Raw genomic sequence first — 26607 nt, 5'->3', positions numbered from 1 at the left:
TTAGAGCAGTGCAAAATGTAGGGTGGGTTGCATCCGCCCTACATGAGTCAATTATCCATTCAAAGAGCGCAGAGGATGGGCATATGCTGGCCATACTTCGTTGAAAAAACCTGCCACCATGTCTTCACTGACCTCAGACAAGTGCGCTGGTGACCATTTGGGTTGATTGTCTTTGTCAACTACCAAGGCACGTACCCCTTCGAGTACTTCGCCATGTTTGAAGCAATGTCGGACCATATTTCTCTCCATGCGCAGGCAATCTGACACGGACATGCTGGCGCTGCGGCGAAGTTGTTCGAGGGTCACACACATCAGTAACGGTGAGCGCTTTTCCATGGTGGCCAGTGTGCTTTGGGCAAATACACCATCGTTCTTTTTGAGTGTTTCGGCAATATTCATCACGCTATTGCCAGAAAATAGCGCATCTATTTCAGTACGTTGCGCCGCCAGTTTACTTTGCGCTGGTTCAGCTTGTGTCGCGTAAGGGCGGGCGAAATCGTGAATTGCTTTGCGCAAATCGGATGTATCACTATTGCTCAATAATTCCATTAAGCCAGAAATTTCGCTGGTTGGAATAAATACATCTGCCAAACCAGCATACAGCGCATCAGCAGCACCGATAATTTCTCCAGTTAAACCCAGATAGGTACCGATTTGTCCTGGCGTACGTGACAGAAAATAACCACCGCCAACGTCTGGAAATAAGCCAATATTCACTTCTGGCATTGCCATCTTGGTACGCTCAGTCACGATGCGCAAGCAACTATCAGGGCCCGCTTGTGCAATCCCCATGCCACCCCCCATCACCACGCCGTTCATCAGCGCAATATACGGTTTTGGATAGAAATGAATTAAATGGTTTAATGCGTATTCTTCAGAAAAAAAATCTTCCAGCAATGCGCTGTCGCCTGTCGGAGTAGAGGTTCCGACATCATAAAAAAAACGGATATCACCACCAGCACATAAAGCTTTTTCGCTGCTGCTATGAATAAACACTGCACGGATTTCGTTATCATCACGCCATTTCAATAAGGCAGCCGTGATACTTCTTACCATGTCCAATGATAGGGAATTGAGTGCTTTGGGGCGATCTAATGTAATGAAGCCGATTTGATTTTTGACAGAAGTGACAACGTATTCGCTCATAGGGATACCAATAAATTGATCGTGGTAAAGCTGGTATTTTATGCTGCTGCGCGCTTGCCGTCACGGTCTTTAGTGCGGATTGAGTGATGTGTGGGATAGCAATAAAAAAGGACGCCAGATAGCGTCCTTGTTTTAGTGACCCTGAATGAACAGGGGGTGGCGATTATGCCGATGCCGGATCTGGCATGTGTTTAATTGCATCGTGGTGATGTTCTTGAATCTTGTCTTTGTGTTTGATCACTTGACGATCCAGTTTGTCTACCAGTGCATCAATGGCTGCATACAAATCATGCGCCAGACTTTCTACATGGATATCTTTACCGCTGATGTGCAGATTGATATCCGCCTTGTGGCGTTTGTCTTTCTCGCGGAGCTTGTCAACCGTCAGGATGACGGCAATATCAATGACTTGATCGAAGTGTCGCCGGACTCTTTCCAGCTTGGTGTGTACGTATTCGCGGATTGCAGGAGTTACTTCGACGTGATGTCCACTGATGGTGAGATTCATACTGTGCTCCTATGGTAATGTTGCTTGCTATTACGATGCGCTCATTTCATCGGAAGTGTCTTGAGCTAAATCATATATAGCAATTTAAACCGGAATTACAAGGACTTTGTTACAAACATTTACGCATACTGACGGGTGGAATTTTCAGAGCTTCGCGGTATTTGGCGACTGTACGTCGGGCAATTACCATACCCTGTTCACCCAGCATTTCTGCGATTTTACTGTCAGAGAGTGGGCTTTTCTGGTCTTCTGCTCCTATTAACTGCTTGATAAGTGCTCGTATCGCGGTGGACGATGCTTCCCCCCCGGTTTCCGTCGCGACATGGCTGCCGAAAAAATACTTTAACTCAAACATGCCATGTGGGGTCAACATGTATTTTTGGGTCGTAACACGGGAAATAGTACTCTCGTGTAATCCTAGTGTATCAGCTATTTCGCGCAAAACAAGGGGACGCATTGCGACGGCGCCATGGGTGAAAAAATTACGCTGTCTTTCTACTATCGCTTGTGCAACGCGCAAAATTGTCTCAAAGCGCTGCCGCATATTTTTGATGAGCCAGCGTGCTTCTTGAAGCTGTGCACCAAGTCCGTTCTCTCCGCGATGTTGCCGCATCAGATTGGCGTACATACTGCTGACGCGCAGCTTGGGCATCACATCTTGATTGAGCGAGACTTGCCAGCCATGCGCAGTTTTTTTAACGATAACGTCGGGCACAACATAGTCAGAACTGCTCTTGGCAAATGCATACCCTGGTCTAGGGTGACATGCGCGTATGACAATTTGTGCTTCGCGCAAATCCTCGTCATCGCAATCAAAGATTTTTTTTAATTTCGTGAAATCTCTTTGTGCAAATAAATTTAATTGTTTTTCAACAATAGCTAATGCCAGACGTCGTGTGACAAATGGGATTTGGGGTAAACGTTTTATCTGTATTGCAAGACATTCGGCAGCACTTCTGGCACCAACCCCTGACGGATCAAAGCTTTGTACCATCGATAACGCGAATGATAATTCTTCGGGCTCGACGCTGAGTTCTATTGGCAAGCTGGAATGAATTTCATCAAGGGTCTCTGAAAGGTAACCATTATCGTCAATTGCATCGATAATCAGTTCTACTAATGCTAGGTCGCGTGGTTCGCGCAGGCTCAGACGCATTTGCTCGAGCAAGTGCTCTCGGAGGCAGATATGGGCGGCTTCTAGTTGCCGGTAACCATCATCATCTTCAGCGCTGTGCTGACCTGCTGGCGCGTCGTTGAAGCTCCATTCTTCTTCGTTGGCGCTGACACTGTCATTGGGTACAATTTCGCTGTCTGATGGTGTTTCTTCAGCACTATTGGTATTTTCTCTGGCGCTAGAAGTCTCCATGCCGGCATCAGGTGTGTTACTTGATGTATTGATAGCACCATCTGCAAGTAGACGTAGAGCATTGTCCATAGGATCGTCTACACGTTCCAGCAAGGGATTTTCTATGAGTAGTGTCTCTAATTCCTGATGCAACTCCAGCGTCGACAATTGCAATAATCTGATCGACTGTTGCAATTGCGGCGTTAATGCCAGATGTTGGGAAGTACGTAGTTGCAGGCTTTGTTTCATGATGCTTTCCGTCACATGCGGAAATGCTCTCCTAGATAAACCCGACGCACTGATTCGTTCTCAATGATGTCATCAGGCTTACCGCTGGCCAACACCGCGCCCTGGTTGATGATATAAGCATGATCACAAATGCCCAGCGTCTCACGCACGTTGTGATCGGTAATCAATACGCCTATACCACGCTCTTTCAGGAATCTTACGATACGTTGTATCTCAATCACGGCAATGGGATCAACACCAGCGAATGGTTCGTCCAGTAATACGAAGCGAGGATTAGTTGCCAATGCGCGGGCGATTTCGACGCGTCGTCGTTCACCACCAGATAATGACAGCGCCTGGCTTTCGCGAATTTTTTCAATTTGTAAATCCACTAGCAAAGCATCCAGACGCCGATCAATTTTCTGCTTTGAAAGATATTTTTTATTCTTATCTTTCTGCAATTCCAAAACAGCACGAATGTTTTCTTCTACCGTCAGTTTTCTGAATACCGATGCTTCTTGCGGTAAATAGGATAAACCTAAGACCGCGCGTTGATGTATAGGTAAACCTGAAATAGCCACGCCATCGATACTGATTTCTCCGCCATCTGATGGCACCAAGCCAACGATCATGTAAAACGAAGTGGTTTTACCAGCACCATTGGGGCCGAGCAAACCAACCACCTCACCACTTTTTACCGATAAAGAAACATCTCTGACAACTTGTCGTGCGCCATAGCGCTTTTGCAAACCTTTAACGACCAGAATGCTATTTTTTTCTGAAGTGTTGGCTGGCATCTTAATTTGTCTGTTTATCAGTTTTTGGTTGTATCGTCAGTTTGATTCTGCCACCGCCAGAAACCACCGTGCCATTACTTGTGTTGGTGCCAACGAAGACATCGTTTTTGCTGTCGTAAGAAAGAAATTCGCCTTCTTGTTCATCTGTAACCTTCTTGCCGTCTAGGTAACGCACTTTTGCTTTAGAGATGAATTTGACGAACTCTGTTTTTTCGTCGTATTCCGCACGATCTGCCTCACCTTCAACCCAAAGATCCGGGCCACCATCACGTTTCTGACGGAATCTGACTTTTCCACCCGATTTACTATACAGATTAACGTGTTGGAAATCTTCAGGGGTTTTAGTTGCGACTGCGCGTTCGGATTTCACAATTAACGTGCCCTTGGTAATAACAACGTCACCAGTTGCAGTGGTAATGTTGGTTTTACCATCACTCACCAGGTGTTCGGCTTCGATGACCATTTCTTTTTGGCTGTCGGCTTTTTCCGCATAAGCAGGCAATAAAAACGTTGTCGTCATGCCGAGCAGTAAGATTGAACTCATTATTTGATGAGAGCAAAAGAGAGGCAGGCGCATTTTTTTCTTTCTAAATTTTGTCTGATACGTCGAGGTTTCAGCTACCGCGTTTTTTTAAACGTGCATGTACTTTGCTTAATAACTCCAATTGCTGAGTCGAGTTATTGGCGATCATGCCTATCGCGTGAGCTTCCATCCCATTGGTAAATAGGGTGACTGGGTGATCCGATGTCACCAGATCATTATCTGGTATCAACATCAGGTAATTAGTTTCCAGTCGCATAAAATTTGAATTAAGTCCCTCCGGACGTTCTACGCTGACAGTGTCATACAAGTGCACAATATCGTGTTCACGTTTAGGATTGACGGCTTCAGATTTTTGATCGACGACAGCGCGCTCAGCAATGATGGTCACTGGCATGCGGGTACTGTCAAAACTATTAATATGCGGATGAGTAATTTCGTACTGATCCGTGCGTGGCAGATGAATTAAGCGATCGCCGGTCAAGTGATAATTTGCTTTGCTACTATTTGACAAGCGGATGAAGTTGAAATGCTCAACGTAATAATCAGGTTCAAGTCTTATCGACGATTTTCGTGCATCGTCTTCTCCGCGTTGACGAAATGCGTTTTCGACCCAGAAGCTTCCAAGCGCAATAAGACCTAGCGCAACAACGGCTATCCAGATACGTGCCCGGTCTATAGTAATCTGTGGTTTCATGCCAAATATTCGGCTAAAGCCAGTTCATATTTATTTTGTGCTTTTAAAATAAAATCACATACCTCTCGCACCGCACCTTTGCCACCCGTTGCGCTCGTAACGTAGTCGACCCGAGAGCGTACTTCAGCGTGTCCGTTGGGAACGCTGGCGGCAAAACCCACTCTGCTTAATACGGGTAGGTCAATAACGTCATCACCAATAAATCCACATTCGTTGCCAGCAAGATTGAGCTCTGCGAGCAAGTCCATAAACGTCGATTTTTTGTCATGAATACCTTGACGTACATGTGTGATCCCAAGATCTGATGCTCGTTTAGAAACAATTGCTGAACTGCGTGCACTGATTATCGCCGTCGCAATGCCAGCATTTTGCAATAAGCGGATACCTTGGCCGTCGAGAACGTTGAACGTTTTTAAGGCTTCGCCATCAGGGCCAAAATGCAGGCTGCCGTCAGTCAGAATACCGTCGACATCAAAGATCATCAGTTTAATGCGCGCTGCTTTTTGTATTGCATCCTTCATTAAATCACCTTCGCTCTGGTCAGATCATGAATATGTAATGCACCGACTAATTTTCCTTGTTCGTCAGTGACCAACAATTGATTGATGCGATGAGTTTCCATGACTTCGACTGCTTCTACCGCTAACTGATCAGCACGGATGCTGCGCGGATTGGTGTGCATGACATCGCCAATACTAATTTGCGTGAAATCACATACGCCTTCCATCATGCGGCGTAAATCACCATCGGTGAATACACCAACGATATTGCGTGCAGTATCAACCACAGCGGTCATCGCCATACCTTTTTTGGTGATTTCTAGCAATGCTGATGTGAGTTTTGTATCGGGACTGACGCTTGGAATGGCGTCGCCCGTACGCATGACGTCTTTGACATAGGTCAGCAAGCGCCTGCCCAAAGCTCCTCCTGGATGCGAACGGGCAAAATCTTCTTCACGAAATCCACGCGCATCCAACACTGCAACGGCGAGCGCATCACCCAACGCTAAGGTGACTGTGGTGCTGGCAGTAGGGGCGAGGTTTAATGGGCAAGCTTCTTTGTCTACCTGCAAGCTTAAATGCACGTCAGCGATCTTGGCTAAACTCGAAGCAGGATTGCCAGTTAACGAAATCAGTTTCACGCCTAAGCGTTTGATGATGGGCAAAATTGACATCAACTCTGCCGCTTCGCCTGAGTATGAAATAGCAATAAAAATGTCTTGCGAAGTAATCATCCCCAGGTCACCGTGTGCAGCCTCGGCAGGGTGCACAAAAAATGAAGGGGTGCCAGTCGAAGCAAACGTCGCCGCGATTTTGCGTGCAATGTGACCAGATTTGCCGATGCCAGAGACAACTACGCGACCTTTACAAGAAAGTAGCATACGCACCGCATGCGCAAAACCGGCAGCATCTTCGTTCTGGAGTCGCGCCTGCAAAGCAATTAAAGCATCTGCTTCAATTTGCAAAGTCTCTGATGCCAATTCAACAGCACGTCGTGCCGCATCATCGATGACTACGTCAGACATGGTCTGAGTGTCTTTTGGTTGGGATGCATTGAAATCGTTCATCCCGATAGTATAAACGAAATCCATAAAGCAAAAACTTTGCCAGATGTAACGAAGTTATTACACAGGGGAAAAATCTGAGATTGAAATTACGTTCTAAGTACGAATGTGGTTCAAATTAAGTGTAAATTTAGCATAGGAAAACGACAGTTGATTCACGTAAATCGGCAATAATGTCAGTTATGAACGCGCTTGATATCACTTTAGCTTTGTTAGCCGCCGCCGTGCTCGGTGTGGTGGCTTTTCGCATGTTGCAATTGCCACCGATTTTAGGTTATTTGACCGTTGGTATTTTGATTGGCCCATTCGGTCTTAAAGTCGCAGAAGATGGTGTAGTTACCCATGAGTTGGCTGAATTTGGCGTAGTTTTTCTGATGTTCTCTATCGGACTGGAATTTTCTCTGGCAAAGCTCATGGCAATGCGAAGAGCTGTGTTCGGACTTGGTTTGGCGCAGGTATTTGTGACAGTCGTTGTCAGTATGTTGGCTGCATGGGCGGCGTCTACATGGTTACCTCAGTTTTTCCGGATAGGCTGGGAGGCTTCATTTGCTTTAGGTGGCGCGCTGGCGATGTCTTCCACGGCAATTGTCTCGAAAATGCTCACAGAACGCCTGGAATTAGAAAGCTTGCATGGACGTCAGATTATCAGCGTTTTGTTATTTCAGGATCTGGCGGTAGTACCTCTATTGATTCTTGTACCAGCACTGGCGTCTCATTCCGGCGATATTTTGCAAACCTTGGGCTGGGCAGGAGCTAAGGCGATATTGGCTTTGCTGATCTTATTGTTCATTGGACAAAAGATCATGCGTACCTGGTTCAAAATTGTAGTCAAACGGCGTTCGCAAGAATTATTCATGCTCAATCTGTTGTTTGTCACCTTGGGCGCCGCGTGGCTCACAGAGAAAGCAGGTTTATCCATGGCGCTCGGTGCTTTTGTTGCAGGTATGTTGATTTCAGAGACGGAATACCGGCATCAGGTGGAAGAAGATATCAAACCGTTTCGTGACGTGTTACTGGGGTTATTCTTCATCACAATAGGTATGATGCTGAATTTAGGAGTGGTGTTAAGTAATATCTGGATGGTGTTATTGTTGTTTATCGTTCCCATATTGCTTAAATTAGTACTAATCACTGGTTTAGCAAAAGTCTTTGGTAACTCGACCAGCGTGTCTTTACGCACTGGTCTTGCATTGGCGCAAGCTGGTGAATTTGGCTTTGTTTTACTGAGTCAGACTGGTGATTTGCATTTGATTGATCCTAACTTAATGCAAATTATTTTGGCAGCGATGGTCTTGTCTATGCTTGCATCGCCATTTATTTTGGCAAAATCGGATGCAATAGTGATGAAGTTCTCTGCCAATGAGTGGATGATGCAATCTCTTGCACTGACGCAGATCGCAGCACGGACAATGACCGCCAAAAAGCACGTGATCATTGCGGGTTTTGGACGTAGCGGCCAAAGTCTGGCGCGTCTGCTGACTGAAGAAAAAATTGACTACCACGCACTAGATCTGGATCCAGATCGCGTGCAGGAAGCGCAAATTGCTGGTGATAATGTGTCGTATGGCGATGCTGCGCGACGTGAAAGCCTGATGGCCGCCGGGATTAATCGTGCCGCAGCGTTAGTCGTCACCTACACAAGTACTGCGTCGGCATTGAAAATTTTGCATTTCGTTACTGAGATGAACCCAAGTTTGCCAGTGATTGTTCGTAGCCATGATGATAGCGATCTGGACAAACTGAAGGCGGCCGGGGCGACAGAAGTGGTGCCTGAGCTCATGGAAGGCAGTCTGATGCTGGCTTCTCATGCTCTGGTTTTGCTCGGGGTTCCATTGCGACGTGTGGTGCATCGGGTACAAGCGGCACGCGATGCACGTTATGAGTCCTTACGCGGTTTCTTCCACGGTATTAGTGATGCGACCGATAGTCCTGAACATATGCAAATTCGTTTGCATACTGTCGTTTTGAGCAATAAATCTCAGTTTATCGGAAAACTATTGCCCGAATTACGCTTGTCCGAACTGGACGTAGATGTACAGGCAATCCGGCGTGGCAAGAATCGGGTTGAGTTAACAAATTCCCTTATCTTGCAGGTCGGTGATGTATTAGTTTTGCGCGGTACATCAGAAGCAGTCGCTAGAGCAGAGGCGCGGCTGTTAAAATAGCGGGTTATTTTTAAAATTGAAGGACATCTGGCGATGTTAAATCCATCCGAATACATTAAACAACATATCCGCACCGTGCCAAACTGGCCGCAAGAAGGTGTGATGTTCCGTGATATCACTCCCTTGTTGCAGAATCCTAAGGTATTTCGCGTCTTGATCGATATGTTTGTACATCGCTATATGGATGAAAAAATAGATGTCGTCGCGGGTCTGGACGCGCGTGGATTCATTATCGGTTCGGTATTGGCTTATGAATTGAATTTGGGTTTTGTGCCTATTCGCAAAAAAGGCAAATTACCTTTCCACACTGTTTCCGAACAATACGAACTTGAATACGGTAGTGCAACGGTGGAACTGCATGCCGATGCTTGCAAAGCAGGGGATCGCGTGGTGTTGATCGATGATCTGATTGCAACTGGTGGCACCATGATGGCAGGTAAGAAATTGCTAGAGCGTTTGGGCGCAACGGTGGTTGAAGGCGCAGTGATTGTCGACTTGCCAGAATTAGGCGGTTCTAAAATCATTAAGGACAGTGGTTTGCCTTTGTTCACTGTATGTAATTTCGAAGGGCATTGATTTGCCTTAAGATTTTCCTGGACACATAAAAATACCTGACCGTGAATCAGGTATTTTTTTGTCCGAGAGGTTATTTCTGGTAGGAAAGTCAATCACGAACATCGCTTTTTTATAATTGTAATGACAAAATGCAATTGATCGTTCAGATGTTTTTTGCGCTGATTGAACGTCATTGTTGACTCCGATTGAAACATCGCTAATTGCGCAGCATCTGGCGTATGCAAAAATGCAGAAGCTGCGCTATACTTCAAATCTTCCAAGGAGCGTTGCGACGAGAATCACTTTCTCGCCAGGCTTGGAGTCAAAGGCGTTTTCCGTGTGTTTTGGTTTCTTTTTATCAATTTTGATGTGAAGAATGAGAATATTTCGGGTTTCGCTTGCCACAACTGCGCTCACGTTACTTTTTTCAATTGAAAGGAGGGCGTGAGAACGCCACCATCATGACTACCCAAACATCCCATCAAGATTACCTCGTTGCCGACATTAGTCTCGCCGGCTGGGGCCGTAAAGAAATTCAAATTGCTGAAACCGAAATGCCAGGTTTAATGGCAATTCGTGAAGAATTTGCTGCCAGCCAACCGTTAAAAGGTGCGCGTATCACTGGTTCTTTGCACATGACGATCCAGACCGCCGTACTGATCGAAACACTCAATGCATTAGGTGCACAGGTTCGTTGGGCTTCCTGCAATATTTACTCTACACAAGATCACGCCGCTGCAGCAATCGCAGCAGGCGGCACACCAGTGTTCGCGTTCAAAGGTGAAAACCTGGATGAATACTGGGAATTCACACACCGTATTTTTGAATGGACTGACGGCGGTTACTCCAACATGATTCTCGATGACGGCGGCGATGCGACATTGTTGCTGCATCTCGGCACTCGCGCTGAAAAAGATATTTCTGTACTCGATAATCCAGGGTCAGAAGAAGAGATCTGCTTGTTTAATGCGATCAAATCTCATTTGAAAAATGAGCCGGATTGGTATTCCAAACGTCTTGCGGCAATCAAGGGCGTAACAGAAGAAACTACCACTGGCGTGCATCGTTTGTATCAAATGCACAAAGAAGGCAAACTCGCTTTCCCGGCGATTAACGTCAATGATTCAGTCACAAAATCGAAGTTCGATAACCTGTACGGCTGCCGTGAGTCTCTGGTGGATGGTATCAAGCGCGCAACCGACGTGATGATCGCGGGTAAAGTGGCTGTGATTGCTGGCTATGGTGATGTTGGTAAAGGTTGCGCGCAAGCGATGCGAGCTCTGTCAGCACAAGTATGGGTCACAGAGATCGATCCTATCTGCGCATTGCAAGCGGCGATGGAAGGTTACCGCGTTGTGACGATGGAATACGCTGCTGAATTTGGCGATATTTTTGTGACGACAACGGGTAACTATCACGTCATCAGCCACGCGCATATGGTGAAGATGAAGAACCAGGCGATCGTTTGCAATATCGGTCACTTCGACAATGAAATCGACGTTGCATCCCTGAAAAAATACACATGGGAAAACATTAAGCCACAAGTTGATCACGTCGTTTTCCCAGATGGTAAACGCATTATTTTGCTTGCCGAAGGTCGTCTGGTGAATTTGGGATGTGGTACTGGTCATCCGTCGTACGTGATGAGTTCTTCATTTGCTAATCAAACCATTGCGCAAATTGAGTTATTCTTGAACAACGATAAATATTCAGTTGGCGTATACACTTTGCCGAAGCATCTGGATGAAAAAGTCGCGCGTCTGCAGTTAAAAACACTCAACGCACAATTGAGTGTTTTGACAGACGAGCAGGCAGCGTATATCGGCGTTACCAAAGAAGGCCCATACAAGCCTGAGCACTACCGTTACTAAGTAACATAACTCCTCGTTTCACCAAGCGTGACGAGGAGTTTTTTATTTCTCATTTACGTCTGGAGTGTTCATGCGTTTGCTAGCAACCTGGTTAATCAATGCTCTCGCCTTATTGGCGATCCCTTATTTGATGCATTCGGTATCGATTGATAGTTTTGGAACTGCTTTGTTAGTCGCGGTGGTTTTGGGTTTGGTCAATGCGGTATTGCGTCCAGTGCTGGTGTTGCTGACCTTACCTGCCACCTTAATTACGATGGGTTTATTTATCTTTGTGATTAATGGTCTGTTGTTCTGGGCGGTTGCCAGTATGGTGGATGGTTTCCATGTTGCTGGGTTTTGGGCTGCGGTTGGCGGTGCGTTGTTGTATAGCGTGATTTCTTGGACACTTTCGACACTTATTTTGCAAAAATAATGAAACCGCATAATTTCAGTATAGAATTTTTCCCCCCGAAAACGGTTGAGGGAACAGAGAAGTTGCGTGTTACCCGTGCCAAATTAGCGACGCTGAATCCTAAATATTTTTCAGTAACTTTTGGCGCTGGCGGTACAACACAGCAGGGCACTTTAGATACCGTCGTCGAAATCCGTCGTGAAGGTTTTGATGCTGCGCCACATTTGTCTTGCGTTGGTGGAACACGTGAATCTATCCGTACCATTTTGCGCGAGTACCAAGCGCATGATATTCGTCGCTTAGTGGCTTTGCGTGGCGATTTGCCGAGTGGATATGGGATGGGCGGTGAATTTCGCTATGCGGCTGAATTGGTTGAATTTATTCGTGCTGAAACGGGTAACTGGTTTCATATTGAGGTGGCTGCGTATCCAGAAATGCACCCTCAGGCGCGTTCGCCACAAGATGATCTCAGCAATTTTGTTCGCAAAATAAATGCGGGTGCCGATGCCGCAATCACCCAGTATTTTTATAACGCGGATGCATATTTCCGTTTTGTTGAAGAAGCGCAAAAATTGGGCGTAACTGCACCGATCGTTGCTGGAATTATGCCAATTACCAACAGCAGCCAGCTACAACGTTTTTCGGAAATGTGTGGCGCTGAGATACCTCGCTGGATAAGACTCAAACTCAATAGTTATGGCGATGATAATGCGTCGATCAAAGCGTTCGGACTCGATGTTGTGACCAGTATGTGTGAACGATTGTTACAAGGTGGTGCGCCAGGATTGCATTTTTACTCTCTCAACCAAGCTGCTGCAACCACTGCGATCTGGGAACGTTTAGTGTAATTGTCTACATTTTGATCTTCAGATACGAAGGTTCCAGACTGATTTTTTCACGGATAGAAAGGTTTTTCTATCCGTTTTTATTTTTAATTTGTACTCTTTCAGCAGTTGTTTATCCCAGCATTTTTGTTGTTGTTTTCTTGGTCGGAACTGAAATAAGCCTGTTACTTGCCTGCGCTTATGGCTAATATGGTGTTACATCCTCTTACAGGGATAAGCAGTGAAGTACTGACCGGAATGAGGATTTTCCGGTTGTCGAAATTGTTTTATTAGCATTTAGTCTGATTGTATGTAGTTTTGCGATCAGACCGGAACATCTTGGACCTTTTGATCAATCGATCTTGGGGAATCTGTCTGCTGTGATAGCGGGTGTTCGCAAAGAGGTGCTTGCGTTTCGCAGCTCACTTTGGAGGAATGGTAATGAAGTTGAGACTCTATTGCTTGATTCCAGTGTTATCTTTTTCCTTTGCCACAATGTCAGCCAACGCTGAACTTGTCGTGATTGTGAATAAAGATAATCCTGCGACCAAAATGTATCTGGCGCAAGTCGCGCAATTCTATCTTGGCGGTTCCACACTCTTCGCTCCGGTGGAATTGGCTGAAAACTCTCCGGCCAGGGCAGAATTTTACAAAAAAGTCTTAGATAAAGATGCCGCGCAGGTGCAAGCCATCTGGTCAAAGCTTTTGTTCACGGGCAAAGCCAAAGCGCCCAAAGAATTTAAAACGGATGCGGAAGTTAAAAAGTTTGTCAGTGCTACTCCCAACGCCATGGGATATATCGACAAGTCCTCTGTGGATGACACGGTAAAAGTAGTCGCTATCGTTCCTTGAACGACATCACTGACTAACCTTTTAGGAGATATGCAATGAAGAAAATTTTATTTGCTTTGATGCTGGTTCCAGCCTTTGCTTCTGCGATCGATCTTGATGACGAAGGAACTTGGAAGCTCACCGGATTTTATAATTTGACTGGAGCAAAGGTCATGAGCGGCTCAGCTCAGGGAAGCTCAGCTCCGTGGACCTACCAAAAGTATAATTGCCCGTGCACTATTCAAAACTGGGAATATACCGGTGTCTATGAGAAGTCGAAAGGGTGGCAATTTGATCAGGAATCTTTGGTTGGCTTGCAACTGAAAAAAGAATTCAGCCAGACGCTATCGGCGACTGTCCAGGTTGTTGCTCGCTCTCAAAATCCTAACCAAGGTTCTAAGCCAACTGTGGATTGGGCATATTTGACATGGCAGCCATCTGCGGACTCTAACTGGACTTTCCAGGCCGGACGTTTTCGTATTCCCTTGTATTATTACAGCGACTATTTGTATATTGGTTACGCTTATCCATGGGTAAGACCAGCACCGGACGTGTATGGCTGGCCTGTTTATTCCTATAACGGTGCGAATGTTAGTTATCGTACGCAGTTAGGTGACTCAGATTGGGCGACTACAGTATCAGTCTGGACGGGTAGCTACACTCAAGGTAATGACGCTTATTATTCAAATATATATAACAACTCGGTACCGACCAGTGATGCCTGGAAAGGCATTTTTGGCGGCTCGGTTTCAGTCAATAACGGTATATTTGATGTACGCGCTATGGTCATGCACCATAAAGAAACAGAAATTATTAACGATCCTGTTCTCGGTCCAAGCACTGCGGTTAATGATGCCTCAACCACAATTATGGGCTTGTCCGCAAATATGGATTATAAAAGCTGGTTGATCAAAACTGAGGTAGATCATTTTTCTCAGGTTGATCAGACACAAGGCTTGAATAATGTGTACAAGTACGCGTTGGTAGGAGTTGGTTATAACTACAAAGGATTTACGCCGATGTACACCTACTCACGCTATCGCACTGTGGCGCAACCGATAGAGGGACGGGATACGCAAATTTTCTCGCTACGGTGGGACGTACGTAAAAATATGGCTCTAAAAATTCAGTATGACGTCTCTAAAGATAAATCGACGTATCCATACAAATTTTTTGGTGACAACAAATTGTTATCCGTTGCAGTACAGGGCGTATTCTAAATTTGTCGCAGTTTGTTGTACTCTTTCGTTAGATCTCCGAACCCACTTTTTAAAAAGAGTGGGTTTTTTTTGTTTGATTACACCTATTTTATTATCTGAGCTGACGTTTTGATCTGTATCAAGATTACTACTCCTGTACTGACTACAATCGATTGTCATATTTTTGACGACATCGAAGACGGGAGATAAATTGGCAATAGAACTTTTTAACGACGGCAAACACATCTGTTTGATGTTTAATGATCTGGTCAAAGATGCCGGTGATCATGCTGTTCAGGCCAATCAATTTCTCATTGTCTCTGATGGTGAAGGAGCATTGATCGACCCATCAGGGCATCTGACGTATAACTCTTTAGTGCTGGCGATGCACAAGTATTTGCCTAAACAACAGCTGAAGTATTTGTTTGCATCGCATCAGGATCCCGACATTATTGGTGCGTTAGACAAATGGCTATTCAGTACTGAATGCAATTTGTATGTATCCAAATTATGGTCACGTTTTGTGCCACATTTTTGTAATCTGAATCGCGCTGATGGCCGTATTATTGGTATTCCCGATGAAGGTATGCCGATACGTTTGCGTGATACAACAATACACGCCGTACCTGCGCATTTTTTGCATGCGGAAGGTAATTTTCAATTTTACGATAGCAAATCCAAAATTTTATTTTCAGGAGATATGGGCGCATCGATGGTGGATGCAAATGATATCCAGAAGCCTATGCGTACCAAAGAAGATTTTTTCCAGGAACTCCATACCATGAGTGGCTTCCACAAGCGTTACATGGTGTCCAATAAAGTTTGCCGTCTATGGGCAAACATGGTCCGAGAGATGGATATTGACATGATGGTACCGCAACATGGGCGCTATTTTGTTGGCAAAGAAGCGATTCACGCATTTCTGGATTGGATAGAAAATCTGCAATGCGGGATCGATTTGTTCACGCAAGAACATTACCGTTTCCGCGGCTGATACAGCCATCCCGACGGCGTGGAAGTTGGTAATTAACTTCCACGTGCTTGTTTCAGAATCGCATAATCGAGCGGCAATGCGGTCGTACTCTTAATCACTTCCATGACAAAACTGGAACTGACATCCTGCAAGTCAGCGACCTTCACTAATTTTTTGTATACCTGATCAAAGCCTGCCATGTCAGGCACATGGACTTTGAGCAGGTAATCAATATCACCGCTCATCCGCAAAATTTCGACAATTTCCGGAATGTCTTTGACGCCGCCGATAAATTTCTGCATCCATTTCTCATTATGTTGCGCAGCTTTGAGTGTAACCATCACGGTAAGCCCGAGATTGAGTTTGACCGGGTCGCAGAGAACTACTTGCTGACGAATCACACCTTCATCTTGCAGTTTCTGCAAACGTCGCCAACAGGGCGTCACTGATAGATGTACTGCTTGTGCCAGATCCGATAATGCAATTGATGCATCCTTTTGTAGAAAATGGAGAATTTCTAGATCTTTTTTATCCATGATTTCACTATATTAGAAAATTTTTCTAAAAATACCATGTTTTTATAAAATATTTAGTAAAAAATTTCTGCTCATGATTGTTACGATGGAGTCCTGTCTGCTTAGCAACACTGGCTAAGTCTCAATATCAGAATAATTATGTACCAGGAGCAATCATGAACAAGCACGAATTCCATCTGCAAACTGCGACCCGTCTGACCCATGCTGGCCGTAAAGGCAAAGATCATCACGGTCCGGTGAATCCGCCGCTGGTTCGCGCATCGACCATGTTGTTCCCTGATTGCGCCGCTTTGCAAGAAGCCAATGGCACACGCCGCGTATATGCGCGTCACGCCACCGAAACGACCATGGCGCTGGAACAGGCTTTATGCGCGGCAGAAGGCGCCGCAGCGTGTATGTTGACACCTTCAGGTCTCTCCGCAATTACAACGACCCTGTTGGCCTTATTGAAGCCTGGCGACCATTTGCTGATGGTCGATACTACTTATGATCCAACACGCCAATTTTGTGAAGGCCTATTGAAACAAAATGGCATATCGACGACTTACTACGATCCTTTGATTGGTGCAGGAATCTCCGCGCTGATGCAGCCAAATACCAAAGTTGTTTTTGTGGAGTCTCCTGGTTCTTTAACATTTGAAGTGCAAGATATTCCCGCTATCGCAACCGTTGCTCATGCAGGTGGTGCCGTTGTGGTTTCAGATAGTACCTGGGCGACCCCAATTGGTTGGGCATCGTTTGAACTCGGTATTGATGTGTCTATCCACGCTGCTACTAAATACATCGTCGGTCATTCGGATGCATTAATGGGTGCAATTTTGACGAATGAAGCTTTGCAACATCGTGTACGCGATACCTACAAGCAATTGGGTATGTCAATCGGTGGTGATGATGCCGCTTTAGCTTTGCGTGGTTTGCGTACCATGGCAGCACGCCTGGCAGTACATCGCGAAAGCGCAAAAGTTGTGGCACGTTGGTTGCAATCACAACCAGAAGTCGCCGAAGTATTGTATCCACCGATGGAAGGCACAGCAGGGCACGAATTATGGAAACGTGATTTCCGCCCCGAATATGCATGCGGTTTAATGGGTGCAGTTTTCCATCGTGATGTGACGAAGCAGCAGGTGGCAGAATTGATTGACCGTACGCGCTTGTTCGGTATCGGTTTTAGCTGGGGCGGTTACGAGAGCCTGATTTTGCCGACTTGCCCATCAAATTACCGCACCATCAATGCAGAAAAATGGACTGCACCAATGCTGCGCTTGCACGTTGGTCTGGAAGCCGTAGAAGATTTGTTAGCTGATCTGGAAGTTGGCTTTAGTGCTTTGCGTGCTTTGCCGACGATGGCGCAGGTTGCTTAAATATAAAACCATGCAGAAAAGACGAGCGTTTGTAGGTCGGGTGCGGGCCGCCATTCTGACTTAAAAACGCCGCTTAAAATGCAAAAATGGGAGAAAAATCGTTTGACGATTTTCTCCCTTTTTAATTGCGAGAAAAATATTAACCGGCTTAACTCGCAACCCATTCAAATGCTTTTCTCAAAAAGCTTGGCGGTGGTTGGGTGAAGCTAGGGTTATTTGCTGGTTCTGAATCTGGCAACTCTGGTAACAAATGGCGCATTAATTCTGGGGCATGCTGTTGGCGGGATCTTGCTCTTTCAATCGCCAGGTTATTGATGTCAGCGATGATGCTCATTATCGTATTGCTGGCTTCTTCAAGATCGAGTTGGTAAAAATCTAGGTTTTTTTTGCCATGACGGCACAGTGAAAATTTTTGCGTGATGGCATCTAATGCGGCACCGCAATCTTTGGTATGCAGTTCAAATACGCATTCATAGCTTCCCGGTAGCATATTCTGCATATCGCGATTAAATTCCATTGCCTTAGATACGCCAGAGCGGCGTGTAGCACCGATCCTGAATAAGCCTGGACGCAAGCCGTCATTTTGCAAAATATAGATGCTCCCCGGCGTGCCGTGCAAGAATTTTGGTTCTTGAGGGAGGGTACGGTAATTGCGGTATCCGGTCGACATGGCTCGCCCTGAGTGTAGTTTTATCAGGGATAGTGTACAAATGGACGAGTTAAACCAAGGCAGGGAACAAAGGGGGAATTAGGTCGTAATTCGTGAAATGTATTTGGGAAATTGTTTAGCAGGTATTTTTGATAAGCGCTGCCGACAATTGTCATATTCTTGTCATGCCTGTTGAGTATCATGACGCCATCCTACTGCTTCTCCTCCAAAGGTCAGGATATTTGCCCGCAGATTTAACGCTGCGGGCTTTTTTTTTGCTGGTTATGGTGTCACTGCTTGTCCGGTCGAGGCCGCCGGTGTTGCAGCACTAGCTTCATCTAAATCGACGCCTTTGACTCCGGCGCCATTAAGAAATTCGGTGTACATCCAATCGCCCTCGACATTGCTCACACCTTCCGGCGCATTTCTTTGGGTTTCTGGCTTTCCTGCGAGGCTGACGCGCATACTGTCGATCCAGATTGGCAAAGCTAAGGTCGCACCAAACTCACGTCCACCGAGTGATTTAGGATCATCGTAGCCCATCCATGCAACCGCAACGATATTGTCTGCATAGCCGGCAAACCAACCGTCTACTGCTTCACTACTGGTACCGGTTTTGCCTGCAATATCGTGTCTGCCTAATTTCTGATCAGCGGCGGCACCCGTGCCACGTAAAGCGACCTCACGCAGCATACTGTCGGTGATAAACGCATTTCGACTATCGATAACACGATCACTATCCTGCGCTACGGCAGGGGCTTTGGTTTCACTTAGTACCTTACCACGTGCATCGGTGATTTTGCTGATTAACCAAGGTGTAATCTGATAGCCACCGTTCGCAAACACGGCATAACCAGTGGCAAGTTGGACTGGTGTGACTTGTCCGGTACCGAGCGCCAGGGTGAGGTTATTAGGATGTTTATCTTTACTGAATCCAAAATGTGGTAACCATTCGAGCGCTGTGTTGACGCCGATATTTTTTAAGATCCTGACTGAGACCACGTTCTTCGATTGTGCTAAAGCGCTACGCATAGTGACCGGGCCATCATACTTGCCATCATCATTGCGGGGATCCCATTTGAGGGATTCTTCTGTCGTTGAAGATAGTTGTACGTCGTTGATTAATGTCGCCGGAGAGTAACCTTTTTCCAGTGCCGCAGAATAAATAAATGGCTTAATACTGGAGCCAGGTTGACGAAAGGCGCTGGTCACATGATTGAATTTTTTTCGATTGAAATCGAAACCGCCAACCAATGCACGGTAGGCGCCGGTTTGTGCATTCAGTGATACATACGCTCCTTCGACCTCTGGCAATTGCGTGATGCTCCAACGCATTTTAGCGTCTTGAATCACGCGAATGATGGCACCTGGAATAATCTTCAAATCTGATTTAGCTTTGCTTTGGAGAGCGCTATTTGCAAAACGCAAGCCGTCACCATTGATTTCTATATTTTCACCAGAGGCTGTTTCAGCTTGCACCACTTTGCTGCTGGCATTGGTTACCACTGCTGCAATCAGCTTATCGTTGGCCGGATGTTTTTTGAGTACTTCATCGATCGCATCATCACGTTCGTCTTCATCCGCTGGCAAGGTAATGAAGGCTTCCGGACCACGATAGCCGTGGCGCTGGTCGTAATCCATAATATTTTTACGCACCGCTTCATAGGCAGCATCCTGATCAGCTTTGAGCAGTGTCGTATAGACTTTGATGCCAGAGGTGTACGCAGCATCTTTATATTCAGCGACGATGTTCTGGCGTACCATTTCTGCGACATAGTCCGCATGCGCGTCATATATTTGTTTGCCAGTGACGGTCAGATGTTCGTGGCTTGCTTCATCAAATTGCGCTTCAGTAATCATTCCTTTATTGAGCATGCTTTTTAGTACGAGCATTTGCCTTTGCTTGGCACGCTGAAAATTGACCGCCGGATTATGGCGCACAGGATTTTGCGGTATGCCCGCCAACATCGCTGCCTCAGCAAGCGTGACTTGATTGAGTGGTTTGCCGAAGTAGGTTTTCGCGGCACTGGAAAAACCATGTGTTCTCTGTCCCAGATAAATCTGGTTCATATACAGTTCTAAAATCTGATCTTTATTCAGGGCTGCTTCAATTCTGAACGTTAATAAAATTTCTTTGATTTTACGCGTGATCGTTTTTTCTTGGGACAGGAAAAAATTGCGTGCTACTTGCATCGTAATGGTGGAGGCTCCCTGGTGAAAGCCACCGCCAAGATCGGCAACAAGTGCGCGTCCGGCACCAATGAAATCAACACCGTGATGTTCATAAAAGCGCGCGTCTTCAATCGACAACAACGCATTTTTCATCACATCAGGAATGTCTTTAATTGGCACAAAATCGCGGTGCTCTTCACCAAACTCGCCAATCAAGGCATTGTCAGCGGTGTAAATGCGTAGTGGTATTTTGGGTTGATAATAAGTGATTGCATCGAGTGCTGGCAAATCAGGTGCGAGCACCAAAAATACATAAGCTGCAGTTGCGATTAGCATCGCGCCAATGAACGCCGCCAGGGCGAGTATCAATTTCATTCGTTTTCCTTATTCTTCCAGGGTTTGCAGCAAATACAGTTTTTGATAGATGCCCCGATCAATTTGCATCAATTCCTGATGCTTGCCACGTTCTGCCAATTTGCCGTGGTTTAACACGACGATGCAATCCGCGTCGCGGATGGTCGACAGTCTATGGGCGATGGCAATGATTGTGACTTGATGGCGTAACTCGCTTAAGGCAATCTGTACAATTTGTTCGGTTTCACTATCGATGTGTGAAGTGGCTTCATCAAGAAATAAAATTCTTGGTTTGCCTGCCAGCGCACGGGCGATGGCGATCAATTGTTTTTGACCAGTAGACAAGCGTGCACCACCTTCACCTAATGGGGTATCGTAGCCTTGTTCCAGTTGCAGGATTAAGTTGTGTACATGCGCAGCTTTGGCTGCTTCAATCACATCCGCTTCACTGATGTCTCTGCCCATCGTGATGTTTTCTCTTGCACTGGCGGCGAGCAAAAATGGTTCTTGCGGAACCAGTCCTACGCTGGCGCGGAAATGCTCATCTGAAAAATCAGCAATACTGCGACCATCAATGGTGATGCTGCCGGATTGTGCCGTGTAAAAGCGCAGTAATAAACTCATGAGTGTCGATTTTCCACTACCAGTATGACCGACGATACCAAAAAAAGAGCCAGAAGGAATAAATAAATTAATGTCATGCAAAACCGGGTGCGTTGGTGCATAGCCAAACGTCAGGTGAGAAATGTGTACTTCACCAGATTCCATCAGCGCGTTGGTCGGTGCCGAGTGCGCAAGTGGTTCATGCAACAAGGTATTGACGCGCGCCGCAGAAACCACTGCTTGTTGTATTTGTCCGAATTGCAAAGTGATTTGAATCAGCGGATCAACCACCCGTGCAATATAGCTGACAAAGGCATACAAAATACCGACTTCGATGCCGGACAAACTGCGCTGACCAAAGCAATAAATGACGACCACCAGCAAGACTGAATTTAAGAAATCCAAAGCCGGACGCAGTAACCACGCATTTGCTCTGAGTTCATCCAATCTGGCGCGGTAATGTAATTGATTGGTCGTGGTAAAACGTTCGTCAAAACGTTGCTCTGCATTGCTCGCTTGCAATGCGCTCATGCCGCTAATACTTTCAGCGACCTGCGCATTGATCTCGCTGCGCAATTGTCGTGCTTTGCTGACGGCTGGTGCGCTCCAGCGTTGATAAAACCAGACGATAATCACCACGGCAGGTATCAGCATCGTCACGATCAACATCAAACGCCAGTCCAACCAAGCCATTGCTGCTAAGGCGCCGATAACGACGATAGAACTATCGAGCATTACAAACAAAACCTGTACATACAAATTTTTGACAGCCTCAGTATCGTTCGTGACGCGGCTGACTAATTGGCCGGTCATGGCTTTATCAAAAAATGCCATCGGCAGGCGTAACACATGTCCATACACTCGTTCACGCAACCGGCGTACAGAGCGCATCGCAACGCCAGCCAGTCGGGTTAATTGCAAATAGCGCAGCCAGGTAGCGCCCCAGCCTGTGATCACGTAAGCACACAACAAACCAGCAACAACTTGCATATCCATTTGATGCGGTAACAGATAGCGATCAATGAAGGCTTTGCCTAGCAGAGGACCAAGTGCTTCCAGACCTGCCGCGATCAGTAAAAAGAGGATGCCCCAGATGACCTGCGATTTTTCGGGACGTGCTGATTCCAGCAGTAATTGCACGGCCATTTTCTTTTCTGATGGCGGTGTTTTTGGTTCGGAGACCTGCATATCACGCGGCATTTAAACTTGCCTCCAATTGCTGATAGCGCCATTGTGCGGCGTACCAATGTTTTGCCGCCAGCAGTTCGGCATGGGTTCCTTGTTCAGTAATTTTTCCATCTCGTAAGACCAAAATATGATCCGCATTGGCAACCGCACTCAGGCGATGGCTGACAATAACAGCGCTACGGTTGCTTTGTTCTTTACGTAGCGTGGTCAGATGTTGAAGTATGCGGCTTTCGGTTTCCGTATCAACCGCAGATAGCGCATCGTCGAGCAGCAACAGCGGGCTATCGGTGAGTAATGCACGGGCGATGGCGACCCGTTGGCGCTGCCCACCGGATAAAGTCACGCCGCGTTCGCCGACAGGCGTGTCATAGCCCTGAGGGAAACGAATGATGTCATCGTGCACTGAGGCCAGATTTGCTGCATGCATAATCTCTGCACGCGTCGCACCTGGTCTGGCAAGGGCAATATTTTCTGCAATGGAAGCGGAAAATAAAAATGGTTCTTGTGCGACCCAGTTGATTGCTGAACGCAAGGTCTGCAACCGATAATCGGCGATCGCATGCTCACCCCAGACGACCTGACCTTGCGTGGTTTCTATCTGGCGTAATAATAATTTGATGATGCTGGATTTACCTGCGCCAGTCGGACCGACGATGCCCAAAGTTTTGCCCGGGATAATCGATACTGAAACATCATCGAGTGCAGCGCGTGATTGCGAGGGATAAGAAAAGTGAATGTGCTGTAAGCTAACAACACCGTTTGGTGCTTGCGTCACTGTGCCATGATCTTCTATCGATAATTCCATATTCAACACAGGCTCTAAACGGTTCCAGGCTGCTTTGCCGCGTTCTAACAGGGATAACACCCAGCCAGCAGCAAACATCGGCCAGATCAGCTGCCCAAGATACATCGTAAAACTGGTCAGCATGCCGATGCTCATTTCACCGTGCCATACCAGATAGCCGCCCATTGCCAGCGTTAGTGCGCCAGCCGAGGTCAAAGTAATACCGACCGCCGGTTCATAGGCGGCTTCCCAACGTTGGGCAGATAAGCTTGCATTGGCAGCGTTTTCTGCCAATTCGGCAAATTGACTGGCGCTGCGTTGTTCCAGACCCAGAGCGCGTAAAGTGCGAACCCCGGCCAGGGTTTCTTGCACTTGATCATTGAGTTTGCTGAAACGGTCGAGTGAATCACGTGAAGCTTCATGGACATGGTGAGTAATACGTTTAAAGGCCCAGGCCATTAAAGGGAAGGGTAATAACGCCACCAAAGCTAGTCGCCAATCAACGCCGAGCAACATCATGCCGATCACCAGCGCAAAAGTTAACGAGCCATCAAAACCAGCCAGCGCGGCTTCACCTGACGCCAATTCGATCGCATCAGCATCATTGGTTCCCAAAGCCATTAAATCGCCGGTGCGTTGTTGTTGGAAAAAACTTTGTCCTTGTAAACTCAGTCGTTGATATAAGCGGGTTCTTAATTCTGCGCCAAGCTGATACGACGCTGTGAATAATTGCATGCGCCAGCCAACCCGTAGAAAGTAAATAGCAACGCCCATCAACAGTAAGTAGGCGAGCTGTTCCAGTAAGCCGTGCTGATCTAGTTGATGATTCACCATGCCATCAATTACCGCACCGACACGCCGCGGAATTAAGACTGTCATGACCGCAACAGCCAGCAACATGGCACCAGCAGCACAATAATGTTGCCAGTGACGCCGTATGAATTCTCTGAGTAGTTGAAACAGTGTCATGTCAATTCTTAAATAAAAAATCCGTTACCCCCTTGAGGATAACGGATCGTCAGAGGAAATCCACCTGAAATGGCGGATTTCAATGAACGATGAATGTACGATTAATGCACAATATAGGAGGTATTATCCCACTTCAGCATATTCCATAAGAAAGTATACGTAATGGCGCTCATATCAGCACGTTGGGTATTATTTGCTGCACCACCATGGCCGCCTTCAGTATTTTCAAAATACCAGACGTTCTTGTGACCTTGCTCTAACATCTTCGCCGCCATTTTACGCGCATGACCAGGGTGTACACGATCATCCCTGGTGGATGTAATAAAAAGAACATTAGGATAGCTGGTATCAGCTTTGACATTTTGATAAGGCGAATAGTTCTTAATGTGAGCCCATTCTTCAGCAATGTCGGGATTGCCATATTCTCCCATCCAGGAAGCACCTGCGAGCAATTTGTTAAAGCGCTGCATATCCAACAGGGGAACCTGGCTTACTACAGCATTGAAGAGTTCTGGATGTTGGGTCAGGGCGACGCCCGCCAGTAAGCCGCCATTGCTACCACCCATGGCGCCAAGATGTTGTGGGCTGGTAATTTTGCTACTAATCAAATCTTTGGCGACAGCCGCAAAATCATCATAGGCACGTTGTCGGTTTTCTTTGAGTGCCGCCTGATGCCAGCGCGGACCGAATTCGCCACCTCCGCGAATATTGGCGACCACATACACGCCGCCTTTTTCCAGCCAGGCTTTACCCAAAGAACCAGAATAGGATGGTGTCAACGAGATTTGAAATCCACCATAGCCATACAAAAGGGTAGGGTTGTTGCCGTCGTAAGCAATAGTTTTACGCTTGATAACAAAATACGGAATCTTGCTGCCATCGCTTGAGGTAGCAAATTGCTGCACGGTTTCATAAGGGCTGGCATCAAAAAAGGCTGGTGCCGATTTTAAAATAGTTCGCTGGTCATTTCCGCCCTGTGCCAACAGATAAACGCTAGGTGTTAAATAGTCGGAATAGCTGAGCAAGTAATCGTCTGATTTTTCTGCATCCATCGGAGTGACGTTGACGCTACCTAAAGTTGGCAGTGCCACTTCGCGCATGACCCATTTACCATCTTTGAGCGACCATTCTTTGAGGTTGCTCTTCACATTGTCCAAAGCTTGCAAGAGTAGATAGTGACGAGTCGCTGTAATACCCGTGAAAGAAGTGCTGTCGCTGGGTTCGAATAAAGTATTAAAGTTTCTGTCGCCTTTTTGAAATGCAGCGAAGTTGATAGCTAACACACTACCCGACGGATAGGCTTTACCTGATAATGTCCATGCCTCTCTTAACGTGATCAGCAATTGATCTTCAAAAAATCCGAGATCAGATTGCGCAGGTACGGCGAGCTTTTTTAATTTGCCGTGTTCGCGCAAATATTGTTCAGAACTATAAAAATCAATTTGTCTCTGAACTAATTCGTGGTGTTGACCAGCATGACTAATATCTGAGGCAGCTACAGACATGTCGGTGGTTTTACCTTCTAATATCAGTTTTGCTGCGGTCAGTGGTGTGCCGCGTTTCCATTCTTTTACCAAGCGCGGATAGCCTGATTCTGTCAATGTGTTTTTGCCAAAATCTGTCGCGATAAACACAGTGTTCAGATCACGCCAATCGACGGTCATTTTTGCTTCCGGCAAGTTAAATCCGTTTTTGACGAATTGCTTTTTTTGCAGATCAAATTCACGCAAGGTCACTGCATCGGCACCGCCGCGAGAGAGTTCAATCAAACAGCGATCATAGGCTGGTTCGCGGCATTGGCTGTTTTTGAAAACCCAATTTTCTTTTTCAGTTTTTGCCAATGCATCGATGTCTAAGACAGTCTCCCATTTTGGTTCAGTTTTACGATATTCTTCTAAGGTCGTTTTACGCCATACGCCTCTTGGATGTTCGGCATCGGTCCAGAAATTGTAGACAGCATTACCCATTTTGGTGATGCCAGGGATTCTGTCTTTTGAGTCGAGAATGACTTGCAAACCACCACGTAATTGTAGAAAACCTGCATCATTGTCGAGCTTGCCGCGGGTTTCCTGATTGCGCAGCTTGACCCAATCCAGGGCTTTTTCTCCGGTGACATCTTCCAGCCATAAAAATGGGTCCTGGCTTTGCGCGAAGCTTAAGCTGGCAACGCTGCATAGATAAAAAGCGGCAAGGTATTGGGATGGGTGTCTCATTGGTTCTCCGGTGTTGTCTCGATGAATGATAGGTTGTTGATGATCGTTCATCATCAACAGCACATTTTTTATACGGCAATGAATCATAATCTAAACTTTAAAAAAAAGCCGCTGCATCCCTATGCAACGGATTCTCCAAGGAG

Annotated in this window: 23 protein-coding genes and 1 riboswitch; of the genes, 9 read left to right on the top strand and 14 right to left on the bottom strand. The window is 46.4% G+C overall.

Annotated features, from left to right (window positions below; all coding sequences use genetic code 11):
- Positions 1–51: 51 nt before the first annotated feature.
- From H8K32_RS04010 to H8K32_RS03975, 8 genes are all read right to left on the bottom strand, one after another.
- Entirely contained in the window at positions 52–1146 is a 1095-nt protein-coding gene (locus H8K32_RS04010; protein WP_186911182.1) for an enoyl-CoA hydratase/isomerase family protein, read from the bottom strand.
- A 163-nt stretch (positions 1147–1309) separates the two neighbouring features.
- Entirely contained in the window at positions 1310–1654 is a 345-nt protein-coding gene (hpf, locus tag H8K32_RS04005; protein ID WP_186911181.1) for a ribosome hibernation-promoting factor, HPF/YfiA family, read from the bottom strand.
- Between the two features lie 109 nt (positions 1655–1763).
- Positions 1764–3248, bottom strand: a complete 1485-nt coding sequence (locus H8K32_RS04000; protein WP_186911180.1) for an RNA polymerase factor sigma-54 — start codon at positions 3246–3248, stop codon at positions 1764–1766.
- A gap of 11 nt (positions 3249–3259) precedes the next feature.
- Positions 3260–4024 (bottom strand): LPS export ABC transporter ATP-binding protein, encoded by a 765-nt coding sequence (gene lptB / locus H8K32_RS03995; RefSeq protein WP_186911179.1) that lies wholly within the window; start codon positions 4022–4024, stop codon positions 3260–3262.
- A gap of 1 nt (position 4025) precedes the next feature.
- Positions 4026–4568 (bottom strand): lipopolysaccharide transport periplasmic protein LptA, encoded by a 543-nt coding sequence (lptA, locus tag H8K32_RS03990; protein WP_186911178.1) that lies wholly within the window; start codon positions 4566–4568, stop codon positions 4026–4028.
- A gap of 70 nt (positions 4569–4638) precedes the next feature.
- Complete coding sequence (gene lptC / locus H8K32_RS03985) at positions 4639–5262, bottom strand: LPS export ABC transporter periplasmic protein LptC (protein WP_186911177.1); 624 nt, start codon at positions 5260–5262, stop codon at positions 4639–4641.
- Positions 5259–5783: a KdsC family phosphatase gene (locus H8K32_RS03980; protein WP_186911176.1), complete on the bottom strand. Its 525-nt coding sequence runs from the start codon at positions 5781–5783 to the stop codon at positions 5259–5261. Before H8K32_RS03980 ends, lptC begins: the two co-directional genes overlap by 4 nt.
- Complete coding sequence (locus tag H8K32_RS03975) at positions 5783–6787, bottom strand: KpsF/GutQ family sugar-phosphate isomerase (RefSeq protein ID WP_186911175.1); 1005 nt, start codon at positions 6785–6787, stop codon at positions 5783–5785. The genes H8K32_RS03980 and H8K32_RS03975 overlap by 1 nt, the downstream gene beginning before the upstream one ends.
- A 212-nt stretch (positions 6788–6999) precedes the next feature.
- Between H8K32_RS03975 and H8K32_RS03970 the strand changes: the two genes are divergently transcribed.
- From H8K32_RS03970 to H8K32_RS03935, 8 genes are all read left to right on the top strand, one after another.
- Positions 7000–8991 (top strand): monovalent cation:proton antiporter family protein, encoded by a 1992-nt coding sequence (locus tag H8K32_RS03970; RefSeq protein WP_186911174.1) that lies wholly within the window; start codon positions 7000–7002, stop codon positions 8989–8991.
- Positions 8992–9024: 33 nt separating this feature from the next.
- Positions 9025–9567, top strand: a complete 543-nt coding sequence (locus H8K32_RS03965) for an adenine phosphoribosyltransferase (protein WP_186911173.1) — start codon at positions 9025–9027, stop codon at positions 9565–9567.
- A 252-nt stretch (positions 9568–9819) separates the two neighbouring features.
- A riboswitch (S-adenosyl-L-homocysteine riboswitch) is annotated at positions 9820–9968 on the top strand.
- Between the two features lie 39 nt (positions 9969–10007).
- Positions 10008–11417: an adenosylhomocysteinase gene (ahcY, locus tag H8K32_RS03960; RefSeq protein ID WP_186911172.1), complete on the top strand. Its 1410-nt coding sequence runs from the start codon at positions 10008–10010 to the stop codon at positions 11415–11417.
- Positions 11418–11487: 70 nt separating this feature from the next.
- Positions 11488–11829, top strand: a complete 342-nt coding sequence (locus tag H8K32_RS03955; protein WP_186911171.1) for a phage holin family protein — start codon at positions 11488–11490, stop codon at positions 11827–11829.
- Positions 11829–12656, top strand: coding sequence for a methylenetetrahydrofolate reductase [NAD(P)H] (gene metF / locus H8K32_RS03950; RefSeq protein ID WP_186911170.1), 828 nt, complete (start codon positions 11829–11831; stop codon positions 12654–12656). Before H8K32_RS03955 ends, metF begins: the two co-directional genes overlap by 1 nt.
- Positions 12657–13073: 417 nt before the next feature.
- Positions 13074–13484, top strand: coding sequence for a type 2 periplasmic-binding domain-containing protein (locus H8K32_RS03945; RefSeq protein WP_246447102.1), 411 nt, complete (start codon positions 13074–13076; stop codon positions 13482–13484).
- 35 nt (positions 13485–13519) lie between these two features.
- A complete protein-coding gene (locus H8K32_RS03940) occupies positions 13520–14683 on the top strand; it encodes a hypothetical protein (protein WP_186911169.1) in 1164 nt (387 codons plus the stop codon).
- A 190-nt stretch (positions 14684–14873) separates the two neighbouring features.
- Entirely contained in the window at positions 14874–15656 is a 783-nt protein-coding gene (locus H8K32_RS03935; RefSeq protein WP_246447100.1) for an oxygen-binding di-iron domain-containing protein, read from the top strand.
- 32 nt (positions 15657–15688) lie between these two features.
- Here the strand turns inward: H8K32_RS03935 and H8K32_RS03930 are convergent, their stop codons facing one another.
- On the bottom strand, positions 15689–16171 hold the full coding sequence (locus tag H8K32_RS03930; protein ID WP_186911168.1) for an Lrp/AsnC family transcriptional regulator: 483 nt from the start codon (positions 16169–16171) through the stop codon (positions 15689–15691).
- Between the two features lie 155 nt (positions 16172–16326).
- On the opposite strand from H8K32_RS03930, the gene metC reads away from it, so the two are divergent.
- Positions 16327–17532, top strand: coding sequence for a cystathionine beta-lyase (metC, locus tag H8K32_RS03925; protein ID WP_186911167.1), 1206 nt, complete (start codon positions 16327–16329; stop codon positions 17530–17532).
- Between the two features lie 148 nt (positions 17533–17680).
- On the opposite strand, the gene H8K32_RS03920 is transcribed toward metC, so the two are convergent.
- From H8K32_RS03920 to H8K32_RS03900, 5 genes are all read right to left on the bottom strand, one after another.
- Positions 17681–18202, bottom strand: a complete 522-nt coding sequence (locus tag H8K32_RS03920) for a hypothetical protein (RefSeq protein ID WP_186911166.1) — start codon at positions 18200–18202, stop codon at positions 17681–17683.
- Positions 18203–18463: 261 nt separating this feature from the next.
- Positions 18464–20728, bottom strand: a complete 2265-nt coding sequence (locus H8K32_RS03915) for a penicillin-binding protein 1A (protein ID WP_186911165.1) — start codon at positions 20726–20728, stop codon at positions 18464–18466.
- A gap of 9 nt (positions 20729–20737) precedes the next feature.
- Complete coding sequence (locus H8K32_RS03910; protein WP_186911164.1) at positions 20738–22510, bottom strand: ABC transporter ATP-binding protein; 1773 nt, start codon at positions 22508–22510, stop codon at positions 20738–20740.
- The gene (locus tag H8K32_RS03905) at positions 22500–24251 is read right to left on the bottom strand and encodes an ABC transporter ATP-binding protein (RefSeq protein ID WP_186911163.1); all 1752 of its coding nucleotides are present in this window, start codon (positions 24249–24251) and stop codon (positions 22500–22502) included. The genes H8K32_RS03910 and H8K32_RS03905 overlap by 11 nt, the downstream gene beginning before the upstream one ends.
- A 101-nt stretch (positions 24252–24352) precedes the next feature.
- Entirely contained in the window at positions 24353–26464 is a 2112-nt protein-coding gene (locus H8K32_RS03900; protein ID WP_186911162.1) for a prolyl oligopeptidase family serine peptidase, read from the bottom strand.
- Positions 26465–26607: the final 143 nt, after the last annotated feature.

Origin of the sequence: Cognatundibacterium jejuense, assembly GCF_014284255.1 — a bacterium.
Taxonomy (GTDB): Bacteria; Pseudomonadota; Gammaproteobacteria; order Burkholderiales; family Burkholderiaceae_D; genus Undibacterium; species Undibacterium jejuense.
This window is presented reverse-complemented; position numbering and strand designations above follow the sequence as displayed.

Excerpts from the sequence above, each read along its gene's own strand:
- H8K32_RS04010 (WP_186911182.1), bottom strand. The coding sequence starts at position 1,146 with ATGAGCGAATACGTTGTCACTTCTGTCAAAAATCAAATCGGCTTCATT.
- hpf (WP_186911181.1), bottom strand. The coding sequence starts at position 1,654 with ATGAATCTCACCATCAGTGGACATCACGTCGAAGTAACTCCTGCAATC.
- H8K32_RS04000 (WP_186911180.1), bottom strand. The coding sequence starts at position 3,248 with ATGAAACAAAGCCTGCAACTACGTACTTCCCAACATCTGGCATTAACG.
- lptB (WP_186911179.1), bottom strand. The coding sequence starts at position 4,024 with ATGCCAGCCAACACTTCAGAAAAAAATAGCATTCTGGTCGTTAAAGGT.
- lptA (WP_186911178.1), bottom strand. The coding sequence starts at position 4,568 with ATGAGTTCAATCTTACTGCTCGGCATGACGACAACGTTTTTATTGCCT.
- lptC (WP_186911177.1), bottom strand. The coding sequence starts at position 5,262 with ATGAAACCACAGATTACTATAGACCGGGCACGTATCTGGATAGCCGTT.
- H8K32_RS03980 (WP_186911176.1), bottom strand. The coding sequence starts at position 5,783 with ATGAAGGATGCAATACAAAAAGCAGCGCGCATTAAACTGATGATCTTT.
- H8K32_RS03975 (WP_186911175.1), bottom strand. The coding sequence starts at position 6,787 with ATGTCTGACGTAGTCATCGATGATGCGGCACGACGTGCTGTTGAATTG.
- H8K32_RS03970 (WP_186911174.1), top strand. The coding sequence starts at position 7,000 with ATGTCAGTTATGAACGCGCTTGATATCACTTTAGCTTTGTTAGCCGCC.
- H8K32_RS03965 (WP_186911173.1), top strand. The coding sequence starts at position 9,025 with ATGTTAAATCCATCCGAATACATTAAACAACATATCCGCACCGTGCCA.
- ahcY (WP_186911172.1), top strand. The coding sequence starts at position 10,008 with ATGACTACCCAAACATCCCATCAAGATTACCTCGTTGCCGACATTAGT.
- H8K32_RS03955 (WP_186911171.1), top strand. The coding sequence starts at position 11,488 with ATGCGTTTGCTAGCAACCTGGTTAATCAATGCTCTCGCCTTATTGGCG.
- metF (WP_186911170.1), top strand. The coding sequence starts at position 11,829 with ATGAAACCGCATAATTTCAGTATAGAATTTTTCCCCCCGAAAACGGTT.
- H8K32_RS03945 (WP_246447102.1), top strand. The coding sequence starts at position 13,074 with ATGAAGTTGAGACTCTATTGCTTGATTCCAGTGTTATCTTTTTCCTTT.
- H8K32_RS03940 (WP_186911169.1), top strand. The coding sequence starts at position 13,520 with ATGAAGAAAATTTTATTTGCTTTGATGCTGGTTCCAGCCTTTGCTTCT.
- H8K32_RS03930 (WP_186911168.1), bottom strand. The coding sequence starts at position 16,171 with ATGGATAAAAAAGATCTAGAAATTCTCCATTTTCTACAAAAGGATGCA.
- metC (WP_186911167.1), top strand. The coding sequence starts at position 16,327 with ATGAACAAGCACGAATTCCATCTGCAAACTGCGACCCGTCTGACCCAT.
- H8K32_RS03920 (WP_186911166.1), bottom strand. The coding sequence starts at position 18,202 with ATGTCGACCGGATACCGCAATTACCGTACCCTCCCTCAAGAACCAAAA.
- H8K32_RS03915 (WP_186911165.1), bottom strand. The coding sequence starts at position 20,728 with ATGAAATTGATACTCGCCCTGGCGGCGTTCATTGGCGCGATGCTAATC.
- H8K32_RS03910 (WP_186911164.1), bottom strand. The coding sequence starts at position 22,510 with ATGCCGCGTGATATGCAGGTCTCCGAACCAAAAACACCGCCATCAGAA.
- H8K32_RS03905 (WP_186911163.1), bottom strand. The coding sequence starts at position 24,251 with ATGACACTGTTTCAACTACTCAGAGAATTCATACGGCGTCACTGGCAA.
- H8K32_RS03900 (WP_186911162.1), bottom strand. The coding sequence starts at position 26,464 with ATGAGACACCCATCCCAATACCTTGCCGCTTTTTATCTATGCAGCGTT.